Origin of the sequence: Streptococcus oralis (assembly GCF_001578705.1) — a bacterium.
GTDB classification, from domain to species: Bacteria; Bacillota; Bacilli; order Lactobacillales; family Streptococcaceae; genus Streptococcus; species Streptococcus oralis_J.
This window is the reverse complement of the sequence record NZ_KQ969040.1, coordinates 38,820-51,667: the sequence shown is the minus strand read 5'-3', so window position 1 is coordinate 51,667 and position 12,848 is coordinate 38,820. Positions and strand designations below refer to the sequence as shown.

At 41.1% G+C, this 12,848-nt stretch carries 6 protein-coding genes and 1 pseudogene; 6 read left to right on the top strand and 1 reads right to left on the bottom strand.

The genetic code is table 11. The annotated features are described in order from the left end of the window. Positions 1-173 precede the first annotated feature (173 nt). Positions 174-1,118, top strand: a complete 945-nt coding sequence (gene manA, locus SORDD05_RS09060; protein WP_061419267.1) for a mannose-6-phosphate isomerase, class I — start codon at positions 174-176, stop codon at positions 1,116-1,118. A gap of 40 nt (positions 1,119-1,158) precedes the next feature. On the opposite strand, the gene SORDD05_RS09055 is transcribed toward manA, so the two are convergent. Beyond that, positions 1,159-2,499, bottom strand: coding sequence for a sodium-dependent transporter (locus tag SORDD05_RS09055; protein WP_061419264.1), 1,341 nt, complete (start codon positions 2,497-2,499; stop codon positions 1,159-1,161). Positions 2,500-2,751: 252 nt separating this feature from the next. On the opposite strand from SORDD05_RS09055, the gene SORDD05_RS09050 reads away from it, so the two are divergent. The 5 genes and pseudogenes from SORDD05_RS09050 to SORDD05_RS09940 all read left to right on the top strand — a co-directional run. Beyond that, positions 2,752-3,492, top strand: a complete 741-nt coding sequence (locus SORDD05_RS09050) for a MerR family transcriptional regulator (protein ID WP_061419261.1) — start codon at positions 2,752-2,754, stop codon at positions 3,490-3,492. A 242-nt stretch (positions 3,493-3,734) separates the two neighbouring features. Continuing rightward, a complete protein-coding gene (locus SORDD05_RS09045; protein ID WP_061419258.1) occupies positions 3,735-4,298 on the top strand; it encodes a TIGR01440 family protein in 564 nt (187 codons plus the stop codon). A 2-nt stretch (positions 4,299-4,300) separates the two neighbouring features. Then, positions 4,301-10,465, top strand: a complete 6,165-nt coding sequence (locus SORDD05_RS09040) for a ZmpA/ZmpB/ZmpC family metallo-endopeptidase (protein ID WP_061419255.1) — start codon at positions 4,301-4,303, stop codon at positions 10,463-10,465. Positions 10,466-10,531: 66 nt separating this feature from the next. Next, a complete protein-coding gene (gene pabB / locus SORDD05_RS09035) occupies positions 10,532-12,247 on the top strand; it encodes an aminodeoxychorismate synthase component I (RefSeq protein WP_061419252.1) in 1,716 nt (571 codons plus the stop codon). 118 nt (positions 12,248-12,365) lie between these two features. After that, positions 12,366-12,848, top strand: a pseudogene (locus SORDD05_RS09940) (N-acetylmuramoyl-L-alanine amidase family protein); the annotation flags it as partial.

Below are 12,848 nucleotides of genomic sequence, written 5' to 3'. Positions count from 1 at the left end.
CCGTTGACAGCGAGCTTTCTGAGTGCTGCTTTAGGGGTTCCTCCATCAAGTAAAAGATTATTTCGTCACTATTTTTATAAAATCTTCTCCCTACTTTATAATGTGTGAAAAAGAGTTCAATAAGACCTGGTTTTTTGCTATAATGAAGTGAGAAAAACAGACAGGAGAATAAGATGTCAGAACCATTATTTTTACAATCAGTTATGCAAGAAAAAATCTGGGGTGGAACCAAGCTACGTGATGAGTTTGGCTACGATATCCCAAGTGAAAAAATCGGAGAATACTGGGCTATTTCAGCCCACCCAAATGGGGTTTCAAAGGTCGCTAATGGTCGTTACGAGGGAACAGACCTAGCTACATTGTATGCGGAGCATCGTGAATTATTTGGCAATCGTCCAGAACCTGTATTTCCACTGTTGACCAAGATACTCGATGCCAACGACTGGCTCAGTGTCCAAGTTCATCCAGACGATGTCTATGGACTAGAACACGAAGGCGAGCTCGGAAAAACAGAGTGCTGGTATATCATCGCAGCAGACGAAGGTTCTGAGATTATCTATGGCCACAATGCCAAATCAAAAGAAGAACTCCGTCAGCAAATCGAGGACAAAAACTGGGATGCCTTGCTGACAAAAGTGCCAGTTAAGGCAGGAGATTTCTTCTATGTACCAAGTGGTACCATGCACGCTATCGGAGCAGGTATCTTGATTCTTGAAACGCAACAGTCTAGTGATACAACCTACCGTGTCTATGACTTTGACCGCAAGGATGACAAGGGCAACTTGCGTGAACTTCACCTTGAAAAATCCATCGATGTCTTGAACATTGGTGAACCTGCTAATAGCCGTCCCGTAACTATCAAAGCTGATGATTTACGTTCCACTCTCCTTGTTTCTAATGATTTCTTCGCAGTTTACAAGTGGGAAATCACTGGAAAAGTTGACTTTGAAAAGACAACTGACTATAGCTTGTTTAGTGTCTTGGCTGGTCAAGGTCAACTTACTGTTGACGGAAAAAACTATCCAATCCAAAAAGGTAGCCACTTTATCTTACCTAGTGATGTTGAAGCTTGGAGCCTAGAAGGACAAGATTTGGAATTGATTGTTAGCCATCCATAAAAAAGAAAGGGCCTGAGTTCATTACTCAAGTCCTTTTTGATTACATAAATTGGGCGATAAAGACCACAATGATGATGATTGGAATGATAAAGCGAAGAAGGAAGAGCCAGACTTGGAAAAGTCCCTGTTTCCATGCTCTTTCATCAAGGTGTAGTTCCTCCATGGCAAGAGCCTTTTTAAAGATATAGCCTGTAAAAAGTGACAGGCAGAGAGCACCAAATGGCATGAGGAGATTAGAAACCAAGAAGTCCATAGCATCAAAGAAAGTCTTTCCAAAAATGTGAACATTTGCCATGACACCGTAAGAAAGGGCTGAAGGAATTCCAAAAACAAAGGTCAAAATTCCTAAAATGGCACTCCATTTAGCACGCTTGCTGTTGTCCTGGTTGGTGATATTGCCCACATTGATTTCCAGCATCACGACAGAAGAAGTAACCGTTGCAAAGAGGAATAGCAAGAGGAAGAGGATGTAGAAAATGGTTCCAAAAGGCATCTTGTCAAAGAGTTGGGGCAAGACGATAAAGAGCAGGCTTGGTCCCCCTTCAGACTGGATATTGAAGGCTGACATGGCTGGGAAAATGGCTAGACCTGCCATGATGGATACCGAGATGTTCATGGCTACGACGGAAACCCCTGACTGGACCAGATTGGTTTTCTTGTCCAAGTAGGAAGCATAGGTCAGCATGGCTGTAACCCCTAGTGAGAGGGCAAAGAAAGATTGTCCCAGAGCGTAGAGGAGGCCAGCGCTAGTTAGTTTTGAAAAGTCTGGTTTGAGGAAGTAGAGAACCCCTTCCATGGCATTTGGCAAGCTAAGAGAGCGCCCAATGATCACGACAAAGATGATAAAGAGCAGAGGCATCATGACTTTCGAAGCTCTTTCAATCCCTTTTTGGACCCCACGTGATACAATAAAGATATTTAATAAGATAAAGGCAGCTTGTGCGCCAAGGGCAATGGCTGGATTTGAAATGATTGAAGTAAATAACTGAGCATAATCACCCGTTCCACCAAGTTGGAACAATTTCCCAAACTCAATACCCAGATAAACCAGAATCCATCCTCCGATAACACTGTAAAAGGAGAGAAGGATAAAAAGGGCAAAGGCACCAATCCAACCGATAAAGTTGTACTTGCTATTGTTGCCCAGTTTTCCAAAGGTTTTGATAGCGGAAACGCCAGCACTACGACCAAGGGCAAATTCAGCCAGCAGGAGCGGGAAACCGATTAAAATAGTGGAGATGAGAAAGACCAGTAAAAAGCCTCCTCCACCGTTAGCAGCAGTCATGTAAGGGAACTTCCAAACGGCACCAAGCCCAATGGCTGAACCAGCAGATGCTAGAATAAAGCCTAGTTTTGAGCCCCATTGCGATTTTTCTGACATAGTTTAAACTCCAATCTCGTTTTTAAAATAAGAAAAGGCTACTTGAATTGTCAAATAGCCTTCTCTCAATGGCTCTCTATGAGCCTTCTGTTTGATTGATAGACTTGACTATCCTATCATGTTTTCTAAGGTCTGTCAAGAAAACCATTTTCAAGTTTTCACACCTTTCTCAAAAAGTTAAAAATTTTTCTCAAAAACGCTTGACTCTGACCTAAGGGGAGGGGTTATACTATTTCTTGTAAGGAGGAAATCATGTACCATATAAAAGAAGCTGCGCAGCTTTCAGGTGTCTCTGTCAAGACCCTGCACCACTACGATAAGATAGGGCTCTTGGTTCCCTTAAAGTCGGAAAACGGCTATCGAACCTACAGTCAGGAGGATTTGGAACGCCTTCAGGTTATTCTGTATTACAAATATCTAGGTTTTTCTTTAGAAAAAATAGCAGAGCTGTTAAAGGAAGAAAGGACAGATTTATTGCCCCATTTGACCAGGCAGTTGGACTATTTGACTCGAGAAAGGCAACATCTGGATACCTTGATTTCCACCTTGCAAAAAACCATTCAAGAGCAAAAAGGAGAAAGAAAAATGACGATTGAGGAAAAATTCACTGGATTTAGCTATCAAGACAATCAAAAATACCACCAAGAGGCGGTAGAGAAATATGGTCAAGAAGTCATGGGACAAGCGCTTGAACGCCAAAAAGGTCGCGAAGACGAGGCCACAGCCGCCTTCAACCAAGTTTTTCAAGCTTTGGCTCAAAATCTTAAAAATGGACTAGCTACAACAGCAACCGAAAACCAAGAAGAGGCAGCCAAACTCTTGCAAGCCCTTCGTACTTATGGATTTGACTGCTCTATTGAGGTATTTGGCCATATCGGCAAAGGATACGTCTACAACCCAGAGTTTAAGGAAAACATTGACAAGTTTGGTTCTGGAACAGCCCAGTACACATCAGATGTCATTGCTCACTATGTTCAAACTCAGATAACATAAGCATCGCTGGAGATTTGTCCTGCTCCGCTAAAAAAGCTAAATCTTCTGTTTAACTTTTTAGGGAGCAGGTCATTTTAGTTGTTACTTTTTTGAAAAGCATTCTTGTCCCAGACTCTTTACTTTATTACTAAAAGAAAATTCATTTTTAAAGTTTTTGCATTGTCAACTCTGAGTGATTAGTTCGCCTTGATAAAATCAGTAAAAAAAGATATGATAGTAGGAGAAAAATGAGGTTAAGAGTGATGGACAAAAGTAGAATTAAAACAGAAACACAGCAGGTAATTGAAGATGTTTTGGAAAAGGCTGGATTGCGTGAAGGAAGCCTCTTTGTCCTAGGTTTATCCTCTAGCGAAGTTTTAGGTGGCCATATTGGCAAGGAATCCAGCCAAGAAATTGGGGAAATCATTGTGAAGACCATCCTAGATATCCTAGAAGAAAAAGGAATACACCTAGCTGTTCAAGGCTGTGAGCACGTCAATCGTGCCCTCGTTGTTGAACGCCAGGTGGCAGAGCAGTTTGGTCTGGAAATCGTCAGTGTCCTTCCAACTCTTCATGCAGGCGGTTCAGGTCAGCTAGCTGCCTTTAAGTTTATGAAAGACCCTGTTGAGGTGGAGTTCATCATGGCTCATGCGGGAATTGATATCGGAGATACCGCAATTGGCATGCATGTCAAGCATGTGCAGGTTCCGATTCGACCAGTTTTGCGTGAGATTGGTCATGCCCATGTAACCGCTCTAGCTAGTCGTCCCAAACTCATCGGGGGTGCGCGTGCGCAGTATCCAGAAGATTCTATTAGAAAGATATGAGAATGAAAAAAAGAAAAGAACAGTTTCAAAAAAACCTAAAGTATTCTATTCGTAAATTGACTGTTGGAGTTGGTCCTGTAGCAATCGGGGCCTTTCTTGTTGGTGCCAGCTTGTTATTAACTGGTAAAGTCCAAGCAGATGAATTAGCTGAAGTGAATTCAGTCCATTATCGATATTTGGCGGAGCAAGAATTAACCGAGTCTGAAAAAGCCTTGATTCATCATGAAGTTCCTACAGAATTTCAAGATGAAGATATTATTTATGTGGTTTATCGCAAGAAAGCAATTAACAGTCAACAACTTCCCTATACAGGAAGTAAAGAATTTGCTTTAGCAGGTTTTGGTCTTGCAACAGCATCTTTAGCTGTTTTTTTGGTGTCTAAAAAACAGCGTCAGAAAGTTCTTGGAGTGCTTTTGATTGGTTCTCTTGGTGTCAGCAACTTCATTCCTTTTGCTACTTTTGCCTTTGAGAATAAAGAATTACTTTCTTACAATCAAACGATCTCGGCCTCCTCAAATGAAGAACTAGCGAAAGGTGTGATCGATATTGGAGGATATGAGTATATTGGTTATTTTAAAGGAACTGACATAAAAGTAGCTAGTTTTTCTAAAAAAGGGAAGCTCCTCGATCAAGATAGTTTGCCAGCGTATACTGGAAAACTTGAAAGCAAGGGTACTCAGGAGTCTGGTAAAGAAGGTGAATCCCTTGTTCAAGATAGTTTGCCAGCCTATACTGAAAAACTTGAAAGCAAAGGCACTCAAGAAGAAGACAAAGAGGGTCAATCTCTAATTCAAGATAGTTTGCCAGCGTATACTGGAAAACTTGAAAGCAAGGGCACTCAAGAAGTAGGTAAAGAAGGCGATTCCCTTGTCCAAGATAGTTTGCCAGCCTATACTGAAAAGCTTGAGAGTAAGGGTACTCAGGAAGCTGGAAAAGAGGGTGAATCCTTAGTTCAAGAGCCTCGGGCAGAATATACTGGAAAACTTGAGAGCAAAGGTACACAAGAGTCTGGTCAAGAAGGTGATTCCCTTGTCCAAGATAGTTTACCAGCCTATACTGAAAAACTTGAGAGCAAGGGTACTCAGGAATCCGGTAAAGAAGGCGATTCCCTTGTCCAAGATAGTTTACCAGCCTATACTGGAAAGCTTGAAAGCAAAGGGACTCAGGAAACTGGTAAGGAAGGTCAATCCCTTGTCCAAGATAGTTTGCCAGCCTACACTGAAAAGCTTGAAAGTAAAGGCACTCAGGAATCTGGAAAAGAAGGCGAATCTCTAATTCAAGATAGTTTGCCAGCCTACACTGAAAAGCTTGAAAGTAAGGGTACCCAGGAAACTGGTAAGGAAGGTGACTCCCTTGTTCAAGATAGTTTGCTAGCCTATACTGAAAAACTTGAAGGCAAAGGTACTCAGGAAACTGGTAAGGAAGGTCAATCACTAATTCAAGATAGTTTGCCAACGTATACTGGGAAACTTGAGAGCAAAGGTACACAAGAACCCGGCAAGGAAGGTGACTCCCTTGTTCAAGAGGACCTTTCAGAATATACAGTAACTGAAGGAACAATTACTAAAGACACAATCGCAGAGATTGATTACCAGACGGAAATCATTGATGATCCTACAAAGTACACTGACGAAGAAACAGTGGTTCAAAACGGTGAAAAAGGAATCCAAGTTACCAAAACGACTTATAAAACTGTCGAAGGTGTTGAGACTGACCAAGTTTTAAATACAACAACCACTGTCATCAAAGAACCAGTCACTAAAAAAATAAGTCATGGTACGAAACCAATAGAAGGAACTCTTGTAGAAGAAAGTCTTGAAAAAATTCCGTTTAAGGAGATAGTCGAAGAAGACGCGCAACTGAAAAAGGGCGATAAAGTTACGGTCCAAGAAGGAAAAGACGGTCAGAAAAAGGTTATCAAAACCTACAAGACCATCAAAGGAATCAAGACGCAGGAAGCGCCTGAAATTCTTGAACAGGTCATCGAGTTAGCCCAAAACCGTATTGTTAAACTAGGTACCAAAAACTTCGAAAAGCCAGTGTTGACTTTTTCAAGGGTTGATATTCAGGATTTGAAACGCTCATCTCAGATTTACTATAATCTGGAAAATCCAAGTAAGGCAGCGATTAAATCGATCACTTTAACCCTGAAAAAAGGCAACGAAGTTGTCAAAACCATGACGGTTTCACCGAATAACTTGACTGCAACTCTAACAGATTTGCAGTATTACAAGGATTATAAACTCGAAACAAAAATGGTTTATGATCGTGGTGAAGGAAACGAGGAAGAAATTCTCAAAGAAGAACCACTGAGAATTGATTTAAAAAAGGTCGAAGTTAAAAATATAAAAGAAACAAGCCTCATAAGTGTTGACGACAATGGCGTGGAAATGGATAGTAGTTTCTTAACTTCTGTTCCAAGTGATGTAAGACCTTACTATCTAAAAATTGCTACACGTGATAATAAGATGACGCGTCTTGCGATTGACAAAATTGAAGAAGTGACAGTTGATGGGAAAACACTTTATAAGGTCACTGCCAAAGCGCCTGACCTCGTTCAGCATACAGATGGTAACCAGCTCAGTGAAGAATACGTCCATTATTTTGCCAAACCAAAAACTCATGAGGAGAATGTATACTACGATTTCAATGAACTTGTAAAGGCTATGCAGGTCAATCCGTCTGGTGAATTTAAAATTGGTGCGGACTTGAATGCGGTCAATGTTCCTGCAGCTGGTAAATCATATGTAACGACGAAATTCCGAGGCAAGCTATCAAGTGTAGACGGTCAACAGTATACGATTCATAACTTGGAACGTCCACTATTAGGTGATACCGAAGGCGCCCACATCCATGACCTTAACCTTGGTAAGGTAAACATTCATATGCCATGGGCCAATAGAGTTGCTCCCTTGGCTGCTGTTATAAAAAACACAACGATCAATAATGTGAAAGTAACGGGTATAGTTGTTGGAAATAATGACGTATCAGGTTTGATCAATAAAATTGATAATAACGGTAGATTAACAAATGTGGCATTCATTGGTAAGCTTCATGCTGGTGGGAACCAAGGCGCCTTTCTTGCTGGAATTGTTGGAGAAAACTGGAAGGGTTCTGTTGAGAAGGCCTATGTTGATGCACAAATAACGGGTAATAAAGCGAAAGTTGCTGGTATCGCCTATTGGTCACAAAATGGTGGGGACAACCATGCAGTTTATCGGGACGGAGCCATTAAAAAATCTGTAGCTAAAGGCACTATCGATGTGAGAGAACCGATTAGCGCGGGTGGTGTTGTAGGCAGTACAAATGCCTTGGGTTCCGTTGAAGACACTGTTTCAATGATGAAAGTTAAGAACGGTGAGATTTTCTATGGCTCATCTGATATTGATGATGATCCTTATTGGACAGGTGACCGCTTGAACAGAAACTTTGTTGTTACTGGTGTGAGTGAAGGAAAATCTTCATATAGATATTCTAAACAACAGCATCGTATTAAGTCTATTTCGCAAGAAGAAGCAGACAAGAAAATTGCTGCTCTGGGAATCACAGCGCATGAGTATGAAATCAATGAGCCTATTGTAGATAAATTAAACCGTTTGACACACCGTGAAGACGAGTACAAGGCCATTCAAGACTATAGAGCTGACCGCGAACTTGCCTATCGCAATATTGAAAAATTACAACCATTCTATAATAAGGAGTGGATTGTCAATCAAGCTAATAAACTAGATGCTAGTTCAAAATTGGTGACCAAAGAAGTCCTTTCTGTTACTGGTTTGAAAAATGGGCAGTTTGTAACAGACTTGTCAGCTATTGATCAGATCATGATTCACTATGCTGATGGTACCAAAGAAGAATTGGCCGTTACTGGCAAAGCTGACTCTGATGTAAAACAAGTCAAAGAGTACGAAGTGACCAACCAGAATATCGTTTATACGCCAAATATGCTAGTGAAAGATCGTTCTGGTTTGATTGCAAAGGCAAAAGAAACATTATCCAGTGTGGAGTTGATTTCTCCTGAAGTGCGCGCTCTTATGGACAAGCGGAACAAACCGCAAGAAAACACGGATGAACGGAAAAATGGTTACATTCGCGATTTATTCTTAGAAGAAAGTTTTGATGAAGTAAAACAAAATCTTGGAAACTTGGTGAAACAAATTGTTGAAAATGAAGATCATCAACTAAATGATGATGAGGCAGCTCAACGTGCTTTCGTTAAGAAAGTTGAAGACAATAAGGCCAACATTATGATGGGGCTTGCTTATTTGAACCAATACTATGGCATTAAATATGATGGATTATCGATCAAAGATATTATGATGTTTAAACCAGATTTTTATGGTAAGAACGTGAATGTCTTAGATCGCTTGATCACTATCGGCTCAAAAGAGAATAATCTTAAGGGCGACCAATCCCAAGATGCGTATAGTCGAGTGATTGCAGGTGCTACAGGTAAAGGAAGCCTTCATGAGTTTCTAACATATAACATGAAATTGTTTACAAATGAAACCGATATGAATGTTTGGTTTAAAAAGGCAATTGAAAAGAATGCTTATGTGGTAGAACAGCCATCATTGAACCCCGATTTTGCTCATAAGAAGTATCGTCTGTATGAAGGGATTAATAATGGCGTGCATGGTCGGATGATTTTGCCTCTATTAAACTTGAAGAACTCGCATCTTTTCATGATTTCGACCTATAATACCATTTCTTTTAGTGCTTTTGAAAAATATGGTAAGAATACTGAGGAGGCTCGTGAAGCCTTCAAGAGTGAAATCAATAAAAGAGCAAAAGAGCAGGTGAACTACTTAGACTTTTGGTCAAAATTAGCTGCTGATAATGTACGTAATAAGCTCCTCAAGAGTGAAAATAGTGTTCCTACACCTGTTTGGGACAATCATGATGCGCCGGGTATCGGTTGGGCAAACCGATATGGTCACAAGGATGGGAAACCAGATTATGCTCCGATTCGAGAGTTCTTTGGACGGATCCATAACTATCATGGTTATCAGTATGGATATGGTGCTTACGCTTATATCTTTGCCGCTCCAAATCAGCAAGATGCTGTCTACTTTGTTATGACAGAGTTGATAAGTGATTTTGGTACATCGGCCTTTACGCATGAAACGACTCATGTGAATGATCGTATGGCTTACTATGGTGGTTGGTATCATCGTGAAGGGACGGACTTAGAGTCCTTTGCGCAAGGTATGCTCCAGTCACCATCGTTGACAAATCCAAATGGTGAATACGGTGCCTTAGGTTTGAACATGGCTTATGAACGTCAGAATGATGGCAATCAAATCTACAATTATGATCCAAACAAGTTAAAGAACCGTGAAGAAATTGATCACTATATGAAGAACTATAACGAGGCTCTGATGATGCTGGATCATCTAGAAGCAGATGCAGTTATTGGAAAACACTTGAACGACAACAGCAAGTGGTTCAAAAAGATGGACCGAGAATGGCGTACGAACGCTGAGCGAAACAATCTGAAAGGCGAGCCACATCAATGGGATAAATTACGTGATTTAACGGATAATGAGAAGAAATTGACGATTACGAGCATTGATCAATTGGTTGATCATAACTTTGTTACAAAACATGGTATGCCAGGGAATGGACGTTATCGTTCGGAAGGTTTTGACAGTGCTTACCAAACCGTAAATATGATGTCGGGTATCTTTGGTGGTAATACTAGCAAGAGTACAGTTGGTTCGATTTCATTTAAACATAATGCTTTCCGTATGTGGGGATACTATGGTTATCTTAACGGATTTATTGGTTACGCTTCAAACAAATATAAGGCGGAAGCCAACAAGGAAAACAAAGGGTTGTTGGGTGATGACTTCATTATCAAGAAAGTCTCTGATGGCCAATTTGATACTCTTGAAGCATGGAAGAAACATTGGTATAAAGAAGTCTATGACAAAGCTCAAAACGGCTTTACTACAATCGAAATCAATGGCAGATCTATCTCTACTTATGCTGAGTTGAAGTCCTTATTTGATGAAGCTGTTCAAAAAGACCTAGATAGCATGGAAAATCCAAATATAAAGAATCATTATAAAAATACTGAGGATCTTAAATGGAAGGTTTACAAACAGCTCCTTCAAAAATCAGATGGATTCTCTGGAAGTTTATTTGCCAAAGCATCGTTATAAAGTCGAAATGACTAAAAAGGTGGATCAGCTTAAGCTGCATCTGCCTTTTTGTGCTATACTTAAGATATGCATAGAGAAACAGTGATTGATTTTAGGGCTTTGGGGGAGAGATACACCTTTACCCAGCCGATTAAAGAGTTAAAAACGAGAGATTTATCAGAAGTGGCAGACTTGCTGGCACAAGTGGAAAGCTACCAAGAGCAAGGCTATTATGTCGTGGGCTATGTCAGCTATGAGGCTGCACCTGCTTTTGAGGAAAAATTAGCAGTTCACAAGCTTCCTCTACTGGGCGAGTATTTGCTTTACTTTACCGTTCACGATAGGGTGGAAACATCCCCTATTCCTCTGACTTATGAAGAAGTAGATCTGCCTTCAAAGTGGCGGGAACAAACATCTGCAGAGGACTATGAAAAAGCTATTTCCCAGATTCACCATCATTTGCGTCAGGGGGACACCTATCAGGTAAATTACACTGTTCAACTCAAGCAAGATTTAAGTGCCAATCCTTTTGCCATTTACAATCGCATGGTGGTAGAACAGGAGGCGGGTTACAATGCCTATGTTGAACATGATGAGATGGCAGTGATTTCCATGAGCCCAGAGCTCTTTTTTGAGCAAAATGACCGAGAATTAACGACTCGTCCAATGAAGGGAACAACTAAACGTGGCCTGGCTGAAGATGAAGATTTGCAAGAGGCAGCTTGGTTGAAGCAGGATCCTAAAAATCGCTCTGAAAATATGATGATTGTGGACCTCTTACGCAACGATATGAACCGTATTTCTGAAGTGGGCAGTGAGCGTGTAGAACGTCTTTGTCAAGTGGAGCAGTATTCAACCGTTTGGCAGATGACTTCGACCATAAAGAGTCAGTTGCGAGAGGATGTGGACTTGGTTGCCATTTTTCGGTCTCTCTTTCCTTGTGGTTCCATAACGGGTGCACCCAAAATTGCGACCATGAAAATCATCAAGGACTTGGAGCCACAACCCAGAGGAGTCTACTGCGGAACGATTGGTCTCTTGCTTCCAAATGGGCGACGAATTTTTAATGTCGCCATTCGGACTATCCAACTGCATCAAGGGAAAGCTATCTATGGGGTTGGCGGAGGGATTACTTGGGATAGCACCTGGGAATCTGAATACCGTGAGGTTCATCAAAAAGCGGCTGTACTCTATCGTAAACAAGCTCGTTTCCAATTGATTACAACTGGGAGAATCAGCCAGAAGAGCTTGTTGTTTGAAGAACAACATTTAGAAAGAATGACAAAGGCGAGTCGATATTTTGCCTTTCCTTTTGATTCAGAATACTTTAGACAAAAGATAGAGGAAGAGTGTCAAGCTTGTGCTTCCTACCAAGACTACCGTTTGCGAATCAGCCTCAGCAAATCTGGAGAGATAGAACTCAGTCGCCAAATCTTAACACCCCTTAGTCCAAGTTTCTGCAAAGCCAAACTTTGTCTGCAAGAAGCAGATTTGAATCAATCCTTTACCTACTTTAAAACAACTCATAGACCGCATTTGAGCCTAGGGGAGCAAGAGAAGATTTACCACAATAAGTCAGGAGAACTGCTTGAGACCTCCATTGGAAATCTGGTTCTGAAAATTGCCGGAAAATTCTATACACCGCCTATCAGACTTGGAATTTTGCCAGGAATTTACCGTCAGCATTTGCTAGAAACAGGACAGGTAGAGGAAAAAGTCTTGACTTTGGCAGACTTGAACCAAGCGGAAACTATCTATGGCTGTAATGCAGTCAGAGGTTTGTATGAGTTGAAAGTGATATAACTATGGATTTTTCAATTAAGTTTTAGATTTATTTCTGAATATTTAATATTTGATTTGAAAGCAAAATAAAGTATATGGTATACTATAGGTATAAATCGTTAAAATAATGGAGATTTTTATGAAAAAATCAAAAAAAATTTTAGTAACCAGCTTAGCAACTGCAACACTGGGACTTATTTCATTTGCAGATACAACTGAAGCCTTTCCTTTTTCGGCTCAGCATGTTTCTGCTCAAGAAAAGGATGTATCTAAAAACGGTAAGATTGTAAAAGAGAATACAACTTCGGCGCCAAATCAAGCTGAGAAACCGAAAACACCAGCGCAAAATCCTGCTGAGAAATCGAAAACACCAGCGCAAAATCCTGCTGAGAAATCGAAAACACCAGCGCAAAATCCTGCTGAGAAACCGAAAACACCAGCACAAAATCCTGCTGAGAAAACAAAAACACCAGCACCAAAACTCGCGCCGAAGCCGGCACCAAAACCCGCGCCGAAGCCGGCACCAAAACCCGCGTCGAAGCCAGCACCAAAACCTGCGCCGAAGCCGGCACCAAAACCTACACCGAAACCCGCGCCGAAGCCGGCACCGAAACCCGCACCG